Below are 17,254 nucleotides of genomic sequence, written 5' to 3' on the forward strand. Positions count from 1 at the left end.
AGCCACCGGGGGGCACTCATGCAGCCCAACACACTGCTCGACGCGATCCTGGACGAGGCGGGGATCTCGCACGCGGGTCTGGCCGCCCACGTCAACCAGGCCGGACGCGCCCGCGGACTCGCCCTGCGCTACGAGCACACCGCCGTCGCCCGCTGGCTGAAGGGGCAGCGGCCGCGCGGTCAGGTGCCCGACCTCATCTGCGAGGTGCTCGCCGCCCGTCTGCACCGGCCGGTCACCCTCGACGACATCGGCCTCGGCGTCCCGGGCGAGCCGTCGGCCTCGCACGGCACCTCCCTGTCCGGGTTCGTCGAGCGGGCCACCGCCCTGTGGCGCTCGGACGAGCAGCAGCGGCCGCACCTCCTCGGCGCACCGGCGGTCACCGGCACACCCGCGGTGATGCCGGTGTGGGAGTGGGAGAACCCGCCCGAGGACGTCGACGTCTCCCGCGGCGGCCGGCACCGGGTCACGCCCGCCGACATCGAGATGCTGCGCGCCGCCCGCACCCACTACGAGCAGATGTACCGCAAGGCCGGCGGGGTGGCGACCCGCAGTCGCATCGTGGGCTTCCTCAACGCCGAGGCGGCACCGCTGCTGCGCGGCGGCTACACCGACGCGACCGGCCGTCAACTGCACCGGGCCACCGGCGGGTTGGTGGCGATCGCCGGCATCTGCGCGTACGACTCGGACGCGCACGGCCTCGCCCAGCGCTACTTCCACCAGGCGCTGCGGCTGGCCAAGGCCAGCGGTGACCGGGGGCTCGGCGCCTACGTCATCGCGCTGCTGGTCAACCAGTCGCTGTTCATGCGGGAGTACCGGCAGGCCGTGGCCTTCGCGGAGGCCGCGCTGCGCACCGCGGGCAAGCACATCACGCCCGCCCTCGCCTCCGACCTGTACGCGATGCAGGCCAAGGCGTACGCCCACCTCGGCGACGGCAGCAGCGCCCTGTCGTGCATCCGGCGCGCCGAGACGGCCGCCGACCGGATCCGGCGCGGCCGGGAACCCGACGAGACCGGCTATGTCCAGCCCGGCCTGGTCAACGTCCAGGTGGCGGAGGCGCTGCTCAACCTCGGCGACCTCACGGCCGCCGCCGAGCACGCCGCGGCCGCCGTGGACACGCCCGCCCACGATCGCGGCCGGGTGCACCGGCTCGCCATGCTCAGCACGATCGAACTGCGCCAGGGCAACGCCGACCGGGCGGTGGTCACCGCCGTGCGGATGGCCGAACAGGCCCGTGGAATGGAGTCGCAGCGCCTGCGGGACAGACTGCGGGCGGTGCGCGAACACCTCGTGCGCAACGGCTGCGCGGGCACGTCCGAAGCGGCCGAACTCATCGACGGGGCCCTGCGCGTACCGCTCTAGTCACCCGCGGTGCACAGTCCCTGCTGCGATATTGCCCCTTACTCGACGGAAGGTGGCAGAACCGTGCAGTGGACGAAGCAGAACGAACGAACTGTCTATGAGAACCGCTGGTTCAGCGTCAACCTCGCGGATGTCGAGCTGCCGGACGGCCGGCACCTCGACCACTTCCTCATACGGCTGAGGCCCGTCGCCGTGGCGACGGTGGTGAACGCGGCCAACGAGGTCCTGCTCCTGTGGCGGCACCGCTTCATCACCGACAGCTGGGGGTGGGAACTCGCGGCCGGCGTCGTCGAGGACGGCGAGGACGTCGCCGACGCGGCCGCCCGGGAGCTGGAGGAGGAGACCGGCTGGCGACCGGGACCCCTGCACCACCTGACGAGCGTGGAACCGTCCAACGGTCTCACCGACGCCGTGCACCACATCTACTGGGCCGACGAGGGCGAGTACGTCGGGCACCCCGTGGACGACTTCGAGTCGGACCGCCGGGAGTGGGTCCCCCTCGAACTCGTCCCGGACCTGGTCGCCCGGGGGGAGGTCCCGGCCGCCAACATGGCGGCCGCGTTACTGCTGCTGCACCACCTCAGGCTGGGCCAGGACAGCACACCCTGAGGCGTCGCGGAGGGCTCAGCGTCCGAAGACCTGCCAGAGCGTCACCACCAGGGCGCCGACGGCCGTGAGCGCCGCGATAGACGGCAGCGGCCAGCGGGCGTGCTCCAGGGTGACGATCCGGGTGCTCAGTTCGTCGACCTCCTTGGCGGTCTCCTCCGTGCGGTGTGTCAGCAGAGCGAGGCCGCCCTCGACGCGGGCGTACGCCACGTCGAGCCGGCGCCGTAACTCCGCGAGTTCTCCTTGGACGACGGGATGCTCGGGATCGGCGGTCACGTGTCCGCTCCTTTCCGTGGTCGTCTCACATCCCTTGCGTGCGCATGGTGAGTGAACCCGCCCGGTGGACCGGAGGGGAGAGTGTGCGCGCGGCATATGCGGGTCCGACGCGCACACGGCGTGTGAACGGCGCGGGCCCGGCACTCCGAGGAGCGCCGGGCCCGTACGGGTCACCGGGGGTGATCAGCCGTAGGTGTAGAAGCCGGAGCCGGTCTTGCGGCCGAGCCGGCCCGCGTCGACCATGCGCTGGAGCAGCGGGGGAGCGGCGTACAGGGGCTCCTTGTACTCGTCGTACATCGACTGCGCGACCGACGCGACCGTGTCCAGGCCGATGAGGTCGGACAGCTTCAGCGGGCCCATGGGGTGGGCGCAGCCCATCTCCATGCCGTTGTCGATGTCCTCGCGGCTGGCGATGCCGGTCTCGAACATCCGGATCGCGGAGAGCAGGTACGGGATCAGCAGCGCGTTCACGACGAAGCCGGAGCGGTCCTGGGCGCGGATGGCGTGCTTGCCCAGCACCTTCTCGGTGAACAGCTGCGCCCGGCCGAGCGTGCCCTCGGAGGTGGTCAGCGCCGGGATCAGCTCGACGAGCTTCTGCACCGGGGCCGGGTTGAAGAAGTGGATGCCGACGACCTGGTCGGGCCGCGAGGTGGCGACCGCGAGCTTCACCAGCGGGATGGAGGAGGTGTTGGAGGCGAGGATCGCGTCCGCGCGGGTCACGACCTGGTCCAGGACCTGGAAGATCTCCGTCTTGACCTGCTCGTTCTCCACGACGGCCTCGATGACCAGATCGCGGTCGGCGAACTCGCCGAGGTCGGTGGTGAAGCTCAGCCGCGCCTGCGTGGCGTCCCGCTCCTCCTCGGTGATCTTGCCGCGCTCGGCGGCCTTGGCGAGGGAGTTGAACAGCCGGGTGCGGCCGATCTCCAGGGCCTCGCCGGTGGTCTCGGCGACCTTGACGTCCAGTCCGGCGCGGGCGCAGACCTCGGCGATGCCCGCCCCCATCTGGCCGCAGCCCACGACTCCCACGCGTTCGATGTCGGTCACATCGTCCCTTTCCTGCGCTGTCTGGCGATGGCTGTGTCAGGTCTGCCGGGTCCCGGTCGGCCTGCTCCGAACGTGCACGTTACTAGCAAGTATCGATGATCGATCGCCGGGGTGGGGGCATGCTGGGGCGCGAAGACGATCCGTGACCGAGCGGATCCACGGTGTGTGGGGATGTGGCGATGGGGCGACTGACTCGGCGGGCGTTCGCGCTGGCCGCGCTGTCGGCGTTCACGACGACGGGTGCGGCGGCCCCGCACGGGGAGCACCCGCGCGGGGCGGCGGCACCGCTCGGGGAGCACCCGCGCCGGGCCACGACCGAGATGCGCGGGCTGTGGCTCGCGACGGTGGCCAATCGCGACTGGCCCTCCCGCCCGGGCCTGAGCGCCGAGCAGCAGCGCGCCGAGCTGATCGACCGGCTGGACCTGGCGGTCCGCAACCGCCTGAACACGGTGATCTTCCAGGTGCGGCCCACGGCCGACGCCCTGTGGCCCTCGCCGTACGAGCCCTGGTCGCAGGTCCTCACCGGCATCCAGGGCCGGGCGCCCGGCTGGGACCCGCTGGGCACGGCCGTCGCGGAGGCCCACGCGCGCGGGCTCCAGCTGCACGCCTGGTTCAACCCGTACCGGGTCGCCATCCACGACGATCCGACGAGGCTCGTCGCCTCCCACCCCGCGCGCCGGCACCCCGACTGGGTGGTGCCGTACGCCGGGAAGCTGTACTACAACCCCGGGCTGCCGGAGGTCCGCGCGTTCGTGCAGGACGCGATGCTGGACGCGGTACGGGCGTACCCGGTGGACGCCGTGCACTTCGACGACTACTTCTATCCGTACCCGGTGGCCGGGCAGACCTTCGACGACGACGCGGCCTACGACCGGTACGGCGGCGCCTTCCCCAACCGGGCCGCCTGGCGGCGCGACAACATCGACCGGCTGGTGCGGGAGACGGCGGCGCGGATCAGGGCGGTGCGGCCGGGCACGCAGTTCGGCATCAGCCCGTTCGGGGTGTGGCGCAACGCCGCCACCGACCCGCGCGGCTCGGACACCCAGGCGCTCCAGTCGTACGACGCCATCCACGCCGACACCCGTAAGTGGGTGCGGGAGGAGTGGATCGACTACATCGTCCCGCAGCTGTACTGGAACATCGGCCTGTCCGCCGCCGACTACGCCAGGCTCGTGCCCTGGTGGGCGGAGGTCGCCCGGGGCAGCAGGACGAAGCTGTACCTCGGGGAGGCGCTGTACAAGGCGGGGGATCCGGCACAGCCGGCCGCCTGGCAGGACCCGGCCGAGCTGTCCCGGCACCTGACCCTGGCCGCCGGCCATCCCGAGGTGCGCGGACATGTCTTCTTCGCCGCCAAGGACGTGACGGCGGACCGGATCGGGGCGATGGCGCGGGTGGTCGCCGACCACTACCAGCGGCCGGCGAGTCCACCGCGCTGATCTACCGTCCCCTCGACGGGCCGGTCTCCTTGTGGCGGATCTCGGTGTCGGGACCGGGCGAGCACAGTCCCTCGTGCCCGTCCTCGAAGCGGACGCGGTACGGGGGATTGCCCTCCTGACCGAGTACTTCGACGATCTCGCCGACCTTGTCGTGTTGGCCGACCACCCTGCCGTGCTGCACAAGCTGGTCGCCGACGGTTGCACGCATCTTCGGGGGCCTCCTCACCATGTACGGGAGCAGCGGTCCGTGGCCTTGAGTCCAGTGAGGCCCGCTCAGCCACGCGCCCGCTGGGTGACGGCGATGCAGACCAGGACGGCCGCTGCCGTCAGCGGGGCGGCGGGTGTCAGGCGCTCGCCCAGCAGCAGCACCGACCACACCAGTGTGAGCAGGGGCTGCGCCAACTGCAACTGGCTGGCCTTCGGGATGCCGATGGCCGCCATGCCCCGGTACCAGACGACCAGGCCGAGGAACTGCGAACCGGCCGCGACCCACAGCAGCCCGGCCACGCTGTGCGCGGTCAGCCGGACCGGCTCATGGGCGAGCGCGACCGCGGCGGCGGGCACGGTGAGCGGCAGGCACAGCACCAGCGCCCAGCCGATCACCTGCCAGCCCGGCATGACCCGGGCGAGCCTCCCGCCCTCGGTGTAGCCGGCCGCGCACACCAGCAGCGCCCCGAACAGGTACAGGTCGGCCGTCGTCAGGGTCCCGCCGCTCTGCTGCACGGTGAACGCCGCCACCGCCCCGGCCCCCGCCAGCGCCGCCGTCCAGAAGGTGCGGGAGGGGCGGGAGCCGACACGCAGGGCGGACAGCGCAGCCGTGGTCAGCGGCAGCAGGCCGACCACGACGGCGGCGTGCGCGGTGGTGGAGGTCCGCAGGGCGAGCGTGGTGAGCATCGGGAAGCCGACCACGACTCCGGCGGCGACCACGGCGAGCCCCGGCCAGTGCCGCCGGGCCGGCAGACGCGCCCCCACGGCGAGCAGACAGCCGCCCGCGATCAGGGCGGCCAGGACGCTGCGCACGGCCACCAGCGACCAGGGCCCGAAGCCCTCCAGGCCCCAGGCGGTGGCGGGGAAGGTGAGCGAGAAGGCCACGACCCCGAGGGCGGCCTGGAGGGTGCCGAACCCGCGGGCCGACGGGGCGCTCACCGCTATCGCAGGCTGAGCGATAGCGCTACTCTGTGTCTTCATGCATGAGCGTAGCAGCGTGGGTGAACTGGTGGAACAGCTGCGGCGTGAGCTCGACCGCTACTCTCCGGGTGAGAAGCTCCCGTCGAGCCGGGCCCTCGTCGAGCGGTTCCGGGTGAGTCCGGTGACCGTCTCGCGGGCCCTGGCGCACCTGGCCGCGGAGGGGCTGGTCGTCACCCGGCCCGGCGCCGGGGCCTTCCGGGCCCGTCCCTCGCGCACCGTCGCGGCCCGCGAGGGGGACACCTCCTGGCAGGAGGTGGCGCTCAGCGCGGACGGGGCCGCCGACCTCGTCCCGCGCTCGGTGGACGCCTCCGGGGTCACCGTCTCGCTGGCCGCGCCGCCGCCCGGCGTCATCGAGTTCAACGGCGGCTATCTGCACCCCTCCCTCCAGCCCGAGCGGGCGATGTCCGCGGCCCTCGCGCGGGCCGGGCGGCGCCCCGGCGCCTGGGGCCGCCCGCCGATGGAAGGGCTGCCGGAGCTGCGCGAGTGGTTCGCCCGCTCCCTCGGCGGCTCGGTCGGCGCGGCCGAGGTGCTGGTCAGCGCGGGCGGACAGACGGCGCTCACCACCGCCCTGCGCGCCCTGGCCCCGCCGGGCGCGCCGGTCCTCGTCGAGTCGCCCACCTACCCGGGCATGCTGGCGATCGCCCGCTCGGCGGGGCTGCGCCCCGTACCGGTGCCGGTCGACCGGGACGGGGTGAAACCGGAGCTGCTCGCCGACGCGTTCCGGGCGACCGGCGCCCGGGTCTTCGTCTGCCAGCCGCTGTTCCAGAACCCGACCGGCGCCGTCCTCGCCCCCGCCCGGCGCGGCGAGGTGCTGCGCATCGCGCGCGAGGCGGGCGCCTTCGTCGTCGAGGACGACTTCGTGCGCCGGCTCGCGCACGAGGACGCCGGGCCGTTGCCGCGCCCGCTCGCCGCCGACGACCCCGACGGCGTCGTCGTCCACGTCGGCTCGCTCACCAAGGCGACCTCCCCGAGCTTCCGGGTGAGCGCGCTCGCCGCCCGCGGCCCGGTCCTGGAACGGCTGCGCGCCATCCAGGTCGTCGACACCTTCTTCGTGCCCCGCCCGCTCCAGGAGGCCGCGCTCGAACTCGTCGGCTCGCCCGCCTGGCCGCGCCATCTGCGGGCGATCGCCGCCGAGTTGCGGGCCCGGCGGGACGCGATGACCGCCGCGCTCGCGCTGCGGCTGCCCGAACTCGCCCTGCCGCACGTCCCGTCCGGCGGCTACCACCTGTGGCTGCGCCTGCCCGACGGCACGGACGAGGGCGCGCTCACGGCCGCGGCCCTGCGGGCGGGCGTCGCCCTCACCCCCGGCCGCCCGTACTTCAGCGCCGAACCACCGGCCGCCCACGTCCGGTTGAGCTTCGCGGCGGTCGCCGGGACGGAGGAGATCGCGGAGGGCGTACGGCGGCTGCGGGCGGCGTGCGACGAGGTGATCGGGGAATCCGTTCGACACCCGGTACCCGATCTGTGAGCCTCCCTCCATGACCGACGTCCCGCCCCTCGCCGAGGGCTACGAGATCTCCGCCGACCCCGCCCGCGTCGACGCCGTCCGCGTGCACCGGTGGCTGTCCACCGACGCCTACTGGGCGCTCGGCCGCGCGCGCGAGAAACACGACCGGGCGATGGCCGGGTCGCTCAACTTCGGGGTGTACGACACGGCGTCGGGCGAGCAGGTCGCCTACGCGCGGGTCGTGACCGACCTGGCGACCTTCGCCTGGCTGTGCGACGTGTACGTGGACCCCGCCGTACGCGGCAAGGGCCTCGGGACGGCGCTCGTCGCGGGTGTTCGCGACCACCTGCGGCCGCACGGACTGCGCCGCCTGCTGCTCGCCACCCACGACGCGCACGGGATGTACGAGAAGATCGGCTTCGAGGGGCTGGAGAAGCCGGAGCGCTGGATGGCGCTGTTCTTCGACCAGCTCGACCAGCCGGACGAGCCGGACGAGCTGCTGAAGCCGGACAGGAGTGAGGAGTCCGAGGGATTCGAGAAGTCGTCCGACAACACCCCTTGACCTGCGCACTTGCGCGCCTCACCATCACCGCATGGCACTGCGGGTCACGTTCGTCGCGGCCGCGCGCAGCTCCCCGCTGCTCGCGGAGCGTTTCGACGACGACCAGCCGCTGGATCAGGCCGGCTGGGACGAGGTACTGGGCGTGGCCGGCGACCTCCTGCCGCTCGCGGCCGCCGAGCTGCGCTACTGCTCGCCCACCCCGCGCAGCCGCGCCACCGGAGACGCCCTCGGGTACGCCCCGCTCGTGCAGCTCGCGCTGCGCGACTGCGACATGGGCCGGTGGCGCGGGCTCACCCTCGGGGAGGCGATGGCGCGGGAACCGGAGGCGGTGGACGCCTGGCTCGCCGACCCCCAGGCCACCCCGCACGGCGGCGAGTCGCTGCTCGCCTTCATCTCCCGGGTGGGTGGCTGGCTCGACACCCGGCCGGTCGAGGACGGTGGCCGGATCGTCGCCGTGGCGGAGCCCAGCGTGATCCGCGCGGCCCTGGTCTACGCTCTCAAGGCGCCGCCCTCGTCGTACTGGAACATCGACGTGCGCCCGCTGTCGACGACCGCGCTCACCGGGCGGTGCGGCCGCTGGAACCTGCGGTTCGACGGGGCGTCGGCTCAGCGTTCCCGGACGTAGTCCGTGGTCAGGACCAGGTTCTTCGCGGGGCCGCCCACCCGCCACACGGTCCGCCAGTGGTCGGCGTCGCGGACGGTGAACTCACCGCGGTAGAGGTCCGCCGAGCACGGGTGGTCGGCGAGATGGCGGCCGGTGGTCAGGTCCAGGTCGTGGAAGGGGCGCCCGTCCTGGAAGCGGACGTCCGCCGTCCCGGGTGAGGCGCCGGGCAGGAAGCGCAGGGTCCGCTCGGCGGGGCGCGCGACGCCCTGCCAGACGAACGTGCCCGACTCGTGGTGCAGCAGGCCGCCGTCCCCGAGTGGCCGGAAAGTGGTCGTCCCCTCGAAGCGGCCCTCCGTCCCGCTCGCCGGATCCCGCGCCGACCGGCGTACCCGCCAGCTCCCGGCCAGGTACGCCAGCACGTCCGGCACTGGCCAGAACTCGCCCATCAGGCCCCGCTCTCCGTCCCGTCCGTTGCCGCGCGCCCCATTGACGCGCTGCCGCCCCCTCCCTATCTTGCCGTTCGAAGTGCTGATCATTGTCTGATATTTCGAACGACCCATCCTTTGAGCCGCGGAGTATCCATGTCACGCACCACCCGCACCGGCTGGAGACTCGGCCTGTCGGCAAGCGCTTTCCTGCTTGCCGCGGCCGCTGTACCGGCCCCCGCCCAGGCCGCCGAGGTCATCGACTACGAGATCACCGTCGACCCCACCGCCAAGGGCGCGACGATCGACGACACGATGTACGGCGTCTTCTTCGAGGACATCAACCGCGCGGCCGACGGCGGCCTGTACGCCGAACTCGTGCAGAACCGCTCCTTCGAGTACTCGACCGTCGACAACCGCTCCTACACCCCGCTGACCTCCTGGACGGTCGACGGCACCGCCGAGACCGTGAACGACGGCGGCCGCCTCAACGAACGCAACCGCACCTACCTCTCCCTGGGTGCCGGCTCCTCCGTCACCAACGCCGGGTACAACACCGGCATCCGGGTCGAGCAGGGCAAGAAGTACGACTTCTCGGTGTGGGCCCGCGCCGAGGGCGGCACGACCCTGACCGTCTCGTTGCGGGACGCCGACGGCACGCTGGCGACCGTCCGCCAGGTGGCCGTGAAGGGCGGCTGGGCCAAGTACAAGGCCACTTTCACCGCCACCCGCACCAGCAGCACCGGCCGCCTCACCGTCGGCTCCGCCGCGGCCGCCGCCCTCGACATGGTGTCCCTCTTCCCCCGCGACACCTACAAGCATCAGCCCAACGGCCTGCGCAAGGACCTCGCCGAGAAGGTCGCCGCCCTGAACCCGGGCTTCCTGCGCTTCCCCGGCGGCTGCCTGGTCAACACCGGCTCCATGCAGGACTACAGCGAGGCGTCCGGCTGGCAGCGGGCCCGCTCCTACCAGTGGAAGGACACCATCGGTCCCGTCGAGGAGCGCGCCACCAACGCCAACTTCTGGGGATACAACCAGAGTTACGGCCTCGGCTACTACGAGTACTTCCGCTTCGCCGAGGACATCGGAGCGATGCCGCTGCCCGTGGTCCCGGCCCTGGTGACCGGCTGCGGCCAGAACAAGGCCGTCGTCGACGACGCGCTGCTCAAGCGGCACATCCAGGACACCCTGGACCTCATCGAGTTCGCCAACGGGCCGGTCACCTCCACCTGGGGCAAGAAGCGCGCCCAGATGGGCCACCCCAGGCCGTTCCGCCTCACCCACATCGGGGTCGGCAACGAGGAGAACCTGCCGGTCGAGTTCATGGACCGGTTCAAGCAGTTCCGCGCCGCCATCGAGGCGAAGTACCCGGACATCACCGTTGTCTCCAACTCCGGCCCGGACGACGCCGGTTCGACCTTCGACACGGCGTGGCGGCTCAACCGCGAGGCCGGGGTCGACATGGTCGACGAGCACTACTACAACAACCCGCAGTGGTTCCTGCAGAACAACGACCGCTACGACTCCTACGACAGGAAGGGCCCCAAGGTCTTCCTCGGCGAGTACGCCTCCTGGGGCAACGCCTTCAAGAACGGCCTCGCCGAGGCGGCCTTCATGACCGGCCTGGAGCGCAACGCCGACATCGTCAAACTCGCCTCCTACGCCCCGCTGTTCGCCAACGAGGACTACGTCCAGTGGAGCCCCGACATGGTGTGGTTCAACAATCACGCCTCCTGGAACTCGGCCAACTACGAGGTCCAGAAGTTGTTCATGAACAACGTCGGCGACCGCGTCGTCCCCTCGACGGCCACCGGCACGCCCTCGATGCAAGGCCCCATCACCGGCGCCGTCGGCCTCTCGACGTGGGCGACCAGCGCCGCGTACGACGACGTGAAGGTCACCTCCGCCGACGGCGGCACACTGCTCGGCGACGACTTCTCCGGTGACGCCTCCCGGTGGACGCACACCGGCGGCGGCAGCTGGTCGATCCAGGACGGGCAGTACGTGCAGACGGACGCCGCCGCCGAGAACACCATGGTCTCGGCCGGCGACAAGGACTGGCACGACTACGACCTGCACGTCAAGGCCACCAAGAAGTCCGGCAAGGAGGGCTTCCTCGTCGCCTTCGGCGTGAAGGACACCGGCAACTACTACTGGTGGAACCTCGGCGGCTGGAACAACACCACCAGCGCCGTCGAGCAGGCCGTGGACGGAGGCAAGTCGACGCTGATCTCCAAGCCCGGGACGATCGAGACGGGCCGCGCCTACGACATCGACATCAAGGTGCGGGGCCGCCAGGTCACCCTCTACCTCGACGGCCAGGAGTGGGGCAGCTTCACCGACGACAAGCCGGCCGAGCCGTTCCGCCAGGTCGTCACCAAGGACAAGCGGACCGGTGACCTCATCGTCAAGGTCGTCAACGCCCAGTCCGCCGACGCCCGGACCGCGATCGACCTGGGCGGCGCCAAGGTCGCCTCCCGCGCGAAGGTGACCACCCTGGCCGCCGCGCCGGACGCGGTCAACACGCAGACGCAGACCCCGGTCGCCCCGGTCACGTCCACCTTCACCGGGGTCGCCGGCGAGTTCACGTACACCTTCCCGGCGAACTCGATCACGTTCCTGAGGATCAAGCAGCGGTAGACCGCCGGTTCCGGTGCGTGGTCAGCCGTTCTTCCGCCGGAACCAGCCCCGCTTGGGCGGCGTCTGCGGCGCTTGCGGGGCGTACGGCGGCTGAGCGGCGTACGGCGGCTGCGGGGCCTGCGGGTACTGGTGGGAACCATGCGGTGCCTGCGGGTGCTGCGGCGCCTGCGGGTGCTGGGGTGCTTGGGTCCCCTGTGGACCCTGGGGTGCCTGGGATGCCTGCTGGGTCGCCGGGCCCGCGAACGGCGGCAGGGCCTTGAAGCGCTCGTCGAGGGTGACCGTGGGCGTGATCCGGTTCAGCGCCGCCCGGACGAGGGTGAGCGGGTGGTCGGGGAACCGCGCGTCCCACTGCTCGTGGTCGCCGACGTGGTACGGCAGCCCGCCCAGCTGCCCGCCGACGTACGGGTGGGGCCGGAAGTAGTCGGCCGGCCCCACCTGGGCCATGACCATCGCCTCCCGCATGCCGGTCGTCGCACCCTCCGCGGCCTGGACCTTCAGGACCGTGCTGCATCCGGCCCTGGGGATGGTCCAGGTGCCGAGGAAGGCCTGCCCCGGCCGGCTGGACAAGGGCATCTTCACCAGCTGGCGGAGCGCCGGGACGCCGTCCACGGCACCCGGCACCGCCTCGATCAGTCCGCCACCGGCCGCGGCCACGCCCTGCGCGAGCCCGGCCCCCAGCCGCTCCGTCTCGTGCAGCGGGGCCGGCAGGTCCGGGACGAGCGGAAAGAAGTGGACCGACAGGACGAGTCCCGCCGCGTCGGTCCACACGCCCGGCTCACGCTCGGTGAAGCCGGTCAGATCCAGTCCGGTGATCGGTGTCATGTGATCATCATGCCGGGGCTCATCGGTGGCAGAAGACACACCCCTCCCACAGCGGCAGCCCGCTCAGCACCCGGTGCGCGGCGCACGAGGCGACGGCCGGCGCGGGAAGCGCCTCGCCGGGCGGGGCGGTGGCAGGCGGCTCGAACGCCTCGACCATCCGCCGGAACCGCAGCAGGTGGTCCGAGACGTACGGAGGGTCGTACCCGAGTTCGTCCCAGCGGTGCCGGCCGGCGGCGAGGTCGATCACGCGCAGCAGGAAGCCCCTGGCGGCGGCCCGTTCCGCCGCGGTGGCACCCCAGTCCAGCTCAGTGAGGTCGAAGCCGACCGCTCCCCGGCCCATCACCCGCTGGTCCTGCGCGGCCAGCAGCGCCCCGAACCGCAGCTCCCACGGCTCGGCGGCGAGCTCGGCGACGGCGAGGGTCAGCACCTCCACGAACACCTCGGTGCCGCCGTTCGACAGGTACAGGTTGTCCGCGCCGGCCCGGAAGACGTTGCCCATGGCATGGAGATTACGGGGCTGAACCACGGCCTTGTCCCCGGGCGACTTGTCCCGTTGGCTTGCGGTGGGCAGCTCGAAGCGAGGCGTACCAGTGACAGGTCAGGGCACCGCTAGGTTCTGTCCGCGTCGCCGGCGGCGCCCAGTCGCACCCGGTGACGCTGGAGGTCGACCTCGGCGACCTTCACTGTGATCAGCTCGCCTTCATCGACGAGCTGATCCGGGGTGTCGACCGGCTCGTCAGTCAGGTCTGAGAGGTGAAGGAACCCCACAACGTCGGGAGCAAGCTGCACGAATACGCCAAAAGGAACGATCTTGGTGATCGGCCCGGTGAGGGCCTGGCCGACCTGATCCGCAAAGCGAATGAGTGGATCCTCCTGGAGAGCCTTCAACGAGAGCGTGACCTGTCCGGAGCGCGTCTCGGCAATGATCACCTCAGCGGTGATCCGCTGGCCGGCTTCGACTGCCTCGGAGGGGTGGTCGATCCAGCCCCACGTCAGGTCCGGCACCCGGATGAAGCCGGTGCACAGGCCGTCCGGTTCGCCATCGACGTGGACGAAGACCCCGAAGTGGTGAACCTCAGAGACCGTCCCAGTGACGACCTGCCCTCGCTCGAACGCGAGCAGAAAGGACCGCAAGGCCGGAATCTTGCACGCCCTGGCGGAGAGGTGAAGCTGACCTTCGCGCCAGCGCCCGATCTCTTCGGCACAGATCTCCTGGCCGACCTCGAACAGCTCGGATGGATGCTCCATCCGACGCATCGACGCCTCATGTCGAGGAATCCGGCCGATCTCGACTTTCTCCCCTTCGGCATCTACGAGCCGCACCAGGACGTCCGCTCCGTCGAACCCGATGACCTTCACCGTTCTCACGGCCCCCGGCCGGAGCTGGTTGATCAAGGACTGCATGCGAGGGTCAGGGGCTGGCTCGGACATGGAGGTGAGCCTAGTCGGCGCCGGCCACACTGGTTCCAACCAGCGTGTCAGGGCTCACCCGCAACACAGCGTGACGGGACTACCCCAAGTACAAGGGCGGGAGGCCAAGAACCTCGCCTTGTCCACGACGTCGCGTAGGCGTTCGTCGGCGGCGTGCTTCGCCGACGAGGCCAACCGGTGGCTCGCGCTCGCCGACGCCCCCATCCGGCTGACGGGATTGGTGCGGCAGGCCACGACCTACAGCCCTTCGTCGACCTCGTCGACACCCACGGACCCGACGCCATCCTCGCGGCCGTATCCGAACTCACCGATTTTTCACGATGCACACTGCTCACTGAACGTGCCCGGCTCCCGCGTGGACCACTGGCCCGGCGTCGGGCACAACCTGCACGAGGAACACGCCGAGCGGGCCACGCAGCTCATCGGACAGTGGGCGGACTCGGCGTGAGGCGCGCCGAGATTGCCGGGCCTGCGTTCTGTGCCGTCACCACTGGTCGCTGCCGCGGTGTCTGTGAACCTTTGAAGTCCATCGAACGGTTGAATCCGGTCCCGGCTTACGGGCGACGCGGAACAGGGCCCCGTCCCGCAAGACTGGTCAGGCCGTCGCGCCTGAGTCGCCGACGACATCACGGATCAGACACGAGGAGAGGATTCCCACCATGTCCACGGACTTCAGCAGGCGCCGACTGCTCGCCGCGGGCGCGGGCGCCGCGCTCGCCGGGGCCGCTGCCGTCCCGGCGTCTGCCGCATCGGGCCCCCGCACTTCCGGGGCTGCCCTGTTCGGAGTCCGTGAGGAGCGGCGCTCGCTGGATGAGCTGTACGAGGCCGCTGTCGCCGAGGGCGGCAAGCTCGTCCTCTACCAGGGCGGCGACGTCGACAGCCAGGCCGCGGCCGTTCGGACCGCCTGGGCCACTGCCTTCCCCGAGGTCGAGCTGACGGTCGTCGTCGACTACAGCAAGTACCACGACGTCCGCGTCGACAACCAGCTCGCGACCGGCACCCTGGTCCCCGACGTGGTCCAGCTGCAGACCCTTCAGGACTTCACCCGCTGGAAGCGCCAGGGCAAGCTGCTCGCCTACAAGCCCGCCGGCTTCTCCGAGGTCCACAAGGGTTTCAAGGACCCCGACGGTGCGTGGACGGCGCTGATGGTCATCGCCTTCAGCTTCATGTACGACATCCAGGCCGTCGGCACCGACGCCCCGAAGACGGCTGCCGATCTGGTCGACGCCCGCTGGAAGAACGCCATCGCGTCCTCCTACCCGAACGACGACGACGCGGTCCTCTACCTCTACTCCCTCTACCAGCGCACCTACGGCTGGGACTGGGTGGCCGCGTTCGCCGCCCAGCAGCCGCAGTTCGCTCGCGGCACCAACACTCCCGGCGCCGCGGTCACCAGCAAGCAGAAGATCATCGGCGTCGGTGGCTCCGGCAGCGCTGTCTCCACCTCGACGACGCTGAAATGGGTCCTCCCGGACGAGGCCCCCTTCATGGCTTGGGGTCAGCGTGCCGCCATCCTGAAGCAGGCCGCCCATCCGGCGGCGGCCAAGCTCTACATGAACTGGCAGCTGTCCGAGGCTCGTCAGAAGGCAGCCTTCAACGGCTGGTCGGTCCGTGAGGACATCACCCCGAACGCGCGCCTCAAGCCCGTCTGGGACTTCCCGAACGCCCACGTCGACGGCTTCCCGACATTCATGGAGGACCGTGCCGGGATCGAGCGGCTGAAGCAGACCTTCGCCCTGTACTTCGGCGAGGTCAAGGGCGACCCGTCGCCGGGGTGGCTGGGCCTGCACCCGGGGCGGTGACCGCGGCAGAAGGCGGTTTATCCGGGACACACAGGGCTCGTCCTACACTTCTGGCACCGTTGTCACTGCGTCCGGCCCGCCGCAGGGAGTCCGAGTGCCCCCCACCATCCCCGTCGTACGCCACCGGCTGTCCCCGACCGTGCGGCACCTTCCTCACCTGGTCTTCCTGCTCCCGGTCGCGGGCACTCTCGTGCGGCTCGTCGAGCTGGACAACGAGGTGTGCTGGAGGGTCGCACCGGTCATCGCCGCACTCGGACTGCTCTACATCGCCGGGCCGGCCCGCTGGGACCGGTTCGGTGTCGCGGGACGGCCGGTCTGGCTGGGGACGCTGATGCTGCTGTGGGCCTGGGTGTCCTGGCAGCTCCCGGTATCACTCGCCTTCGCCTACACATGGCTCGCCGTTCCGCTCGCGGTGCTGGCGCTGCGGATGCCCGGGCGCCGGGTGGCGGCGACGGCACTCGGCGCGATCACGGCCGGCCTGCTTGCCTCCCTGGTGCGGATCGGCGGAGGCGTCGACCTCGATGTGTTGGCGCCCCCGCTCGCCGCCGTCGGCGCCACGGTCGTCCTTTACCGCTCGCAGCAGCGCCTGAACAGCCAACTGGCTGCCACACGAGGTGAGTTGGCGAAGCGTCAACGCGATGCTGGACGACTCGCCGAGCGGACGCGGATCGCCCGGGACCTGCACGACACCCTCGCCCAGGAACTCGCGGGCAGCCGCATGCTCCTGCAGGCCGCCGAACGGGACTGGGAACGCAACCCGGACGCCGCCCTGCGCCAGGTGCGTGCCGTCTCCCAGGCCCTCGGCGCGCACCTGGAGGAAACTCGCAGCATCATCAGCGACCTCACACCGCCCGCACTGGAGCGGGACGGCCTGGAAACGGCCCTGCGTGACCTGTGCACCCGCCCTCAGCCCTCCACCACCGCACCACACGTCGCCTTCCATACCGAAGGAAGACCGCTTCTCCTGCCCACCGAACGGGCCGTGACGCTGCTGCGGGTGGCTCAGGGCCTCCTCGCCAACGCCCGAGAACACGCCCAAGCAACCCATGTCCATGTCACCCTCACCTACGAGGACGGCGGCGCCGCCATCGAAGTCCGGGACGACGGACGGGGCTTCGACCAGCAAACCACTCACCCCATCGGTCCCGACCGCGGGTTCGGACTGGCCGCCGCTCGTGAACGCCTGAAAGCCATCGGTGGCACGCTCACCCTCGACAGCGCCCCCGGCTGCGGCACCCGCGTCCGTGCGATGCTGCCCGCGGCCGACCGCGTCCTGGCCGGCACACCGTGACCATGAAGACGCTGCGGATCCTGATCGTGGATGACCACACGGTTGTCCGGGCCGGCCTGCGCGCCCTGCTGGAGGGCGAGCCCGGCCTCGACGTGATCGGCGAGACCGGCGACGGCGCAGAGGCAGTGAGCCTTGCCCGGCGACTGCGGCCCGACGTGGTGCTCATGGACCTGCGTCTGTCGGATGCCGCCACGTCGGACGACGGCTTGGACGGCATCGAGGCCACACGCCGAATCACCGCCGCCGCACCGGATGTCCATGTCGTCATGCTGACCAGTTACAGCGGTCGTGGCGATGTCGTCCGCGCCGTGGAGGCGGGGG

Annotated in this window: 16 protein-coding genes and 2 pseudogenes; 10 read left to right on the top strand and 8 right to left on the bottom strand. The window is 71.4% G+C overall.

The annotated features are described in order from the left end of the window. Positions 1 to 18 precede the first annotated feature (18 nt). Together ALMP_RS06945 and ALMP_RS06950 are read left to right on the top strand one after the other, a co-directional pair. Positions 19 to 1,359, top strand: a complete 1,341-nt coding sequence (locus ALMP_RS06945) for a transcriptional regulator (RefSeq protein WP_264925345.1) — start codon at positions 19 to 21, stop codon at positions 1,357 to 1,359. Between the two features lie 63 nt (positions 1,360 to 1,422). Further along, positions 1,423 to 1,968, top strand: coding sequence for an NUDIX hydrolase (locus ALMP_RS06950; protein ID WP_264925346.1), 546 nt, complete (start codon positions 1,423 to 1,425; stop codon positions 1,966 to 1,968). A 15-nt stretch (positions 1,969 to 1,983) separates the two neighbouring features. Here the strand turns inward: ALMP_RS06950 and ALMP_RS06955 are convergent, their stop codons facing one another. Next, complete coding sequence (locus tag ALMP_RS06955; protein ID WP_264925347.1) at positions 1,984 to 2,241, bottom strand: hypothetical protein; 258 nt, start codon at positions 2,239 to 2,241, stop codon at positions 1,984 to 1,986. Between the two features lie 183 nt (positions 2,242 to 2,424). Next, positions 2,425 to 3,285 carry a 3-hydroxybutyryl-CoA dehydrogenase gene (locus ALMP_RS06960; RefSeq protein WP_264925348.1) on the bottom strand — a complete coding sequence of 287 codons (861 nt, stop codon included), beginning with the start codon at positions 3,283 to 3,285 and terminating at the stop codon, positions 2,425 to 2,427. Between the two features lie 179 nt (positions 3,286 to 3,464). Here ALMP_RS06960 and ALMP_RS06965 point away from each other — a divergent pair, with 179 nt between their 5' ends. After that, a complete protein-coding gene (locus ALMP_RS06965) occupies positions 3,465 to 4,721 on the top strand; it encodes a glycoside hydrolase family 10 protein (RefSeq protein WP_264925349.1) in 1,257 nt (418 codons plus the stop codon). Position 4,722: 1 nt separating this feature from the next. Here ALMP_RS06965 and ALMP_RS06970 read toward each other — a convergent pair whose 3' ends face one another. Together ALMP_RS06970 and ALMP_RS06975 are read right to left on the bottom strand one after the other, a co-directional pair. Further along, positions 4,723 to 4,929, bottom strand: a complete 207-nt coding sequence (locus tag ALMP_RS06970) for a DUF1918 domain-containing protein (RefSeq protein WP_264925350.1) — start codon at positions 4,927 to 4,929, stop codon at positions 4,723 to 4,725. A gap of 65 nt (positions 4,930 to 4,994) precedes the next feature. Then, on the bottom strand, positions 4,995 to 5,909 hold the full coding sequence (locus ALMP_RS06975) for a DMT family transporter (protein WP_264925351.1): 915 nt from the start codon (positions 5,907 to 5,909) through the stop codon (positions 4,995 to 4,997). Here ALMP_RS06975 and ALMP_RS06980 point away from each other — a divergent pair. The 3 genes and pseudogenes from ALMP_RS06980 to ALMP_RS06990 all read left to right on the top strand — a co-directional run bounded on the left by ALMP_RS06980 (position 5,908) and on the right by ALMP_RS06990 (position 8,543). Continuing rightward, positions 5,908 to 7,377, top strand: a complete 1,470-nt coding sequence (locus ALMP_RS06980; protein ID WP_264925352.1) for a PLP-dependent aminotransferase family protein — start codon at positions 5,908 to 5,910, stop codon at positions 7,375 to 7,377. The two genes, ALMP_RS06975 and ALMP_RS06980, sit on opposite strands and share 2 nt — an antisense overlap. A 10-nt stretch (positions 7,378 to 7,387) precedes the next feature. Then, a pseudogene (locus tag ALMP_RS06985) lies at positions 7,388 to 7,822 on the top strand (GNAT family N-acetyltransferase); the annotation flags it as partial. A gap of 127 nt (positions 7,823 to 7,949) precedes the next feature. Beyond that, complete coding sequence (locus tag ALMP_RS06990; RefSeq protein WP_264925353.1) at positions 7,950 to 8,543, top strand: histidine phosphatase family protein; 594 nt, start codon at positions 7,950 to 7,952, stop codon at positions 8,541 to 8,543. On the opposite strand, the gene ALMP_RS06995 is transcribed toward ALMP_RS06990, so the two are convergent. After that, positions 8,525 to 8,968: a DUF6314 family protein gene (locus ALMP_RS06995; RefSeq protein WP_264925375.1), complete on the bottom strand. Its 444-nt coding sequence runs from the start codon at positions 8,966 to 8,968 to the stop codon at positions 8,525 to 8,527. The two genes, ALMP_RS06990 and ALMP_RS06995, sit on opposite strands and share 19 nt — an antisense overlap. Before the next feature lie 135 nt (positions 8,969 to 9,103). Here ALMP_RS06995 and ALMP_RS07000 point away from each other — a divergent pair, with 135 nt between their 5' ends. Then, the gene (locus ALMP_RS07000) at positions 9,104 to 11,587 is read left to right on the top strand and encodes an alpha-L-arabinofuranosidase C-terminal domain-containing protein (protein ID WP_264925354.1); all 2,484 of its coding nucleotides are present in this window, start codon (positions 9,104 to 9,106) and stop codon (positions 11,585 to 11,587) included. Between the two features lie 228 nt (positions 11,588 to 11,815). On the opposite strand, the pseudogene ALMP_RS07005 reads toward ALMP_RS07000, so the two are convergent. The 3 genes and pseudogenes from ALMP_RS07005 to ALMP_RS07015 form a co-directional block, all read right to left on the bottom strand. Further along, positions 11,816 to 12,409: pseudogene (locus tag ALMP_RS07005) on the bottom strand (hypothetical protein); the annotation flags it as partial. Between the two features lie 19 nt (positions 12,410 to 12,428). Continuing rightward, positions 12,429 to 12,908, bottom strand: a complete 480-nt coding sequence (locus ALMP_RS07010) for a hypothetical protein (RefSeq protein WP_264925355.1) — start codon at positions 12,906 to 12,908, stop codon at positions 12,429 to 12,431. Between the two features lie 110 nt (positions 12,909 to 13,018). After that, the gene (locus tag ALMP_RS07015; RefSeq protein WP_264925376.1) at positions 13,019 to 13,813 is read right to left on the bottom strand and encodes a S1 RNA-binding domain-containing protein; all 795 of its coding nucleotides are present in this window, start codon (positions 13,811 to 13,813) and stop codon (positions 13,019 to 13,021) included. A 686-nt stretch (positions 13,814 to 14,499) separates the two neighbouring features. Here ALMP_RS07015 and ALMP_RS07020 point away from each other — a divergent pair. The 3 genes from ALMP_RS07020 to ALMP_RS07030 all read left to right on the top strand — a co-directional run. Further along, a complete protein-coding gene (locus ALMP_RS07020; RefSeq protein ID WP_264925356.1) occupies positions 14,500 to 15,642 on the top strand; it encodes an ABC transporter substrate-binding protein in 1,143 nt (380 codons plus the stop codon). 94 nt (positions 15,643 to 15,736) lie between these two features. Further along, a complete protein-coding gene (locus ALMP_RS07025; RefSeq protein ID WP_264925357.1) occupies positions 15,737 to 16,933 on the top strand; it encodes a sensor histidine kinase in 1,197 nt (398 codons plus the stop codon). Positions 16,934 to 16,935: 2 nt separating this feature from the next. Beyond that, on the top strand, positions 16,936 to 17,254 hold a 319-nt coding region (locus ALMP_RS07030), incomplete at its 3' end, for a response regulator transcription factor (RefSeq protein WP_264925358.1).

Source organism: Streptomyces sp. A012304, from assembly GCF_026008495.1.
Classification (GTDB): Bacteria; Actinomycetota; Actinomycetes; order Streptomycetales; family Streptomycetaceae; genus Streptomyces.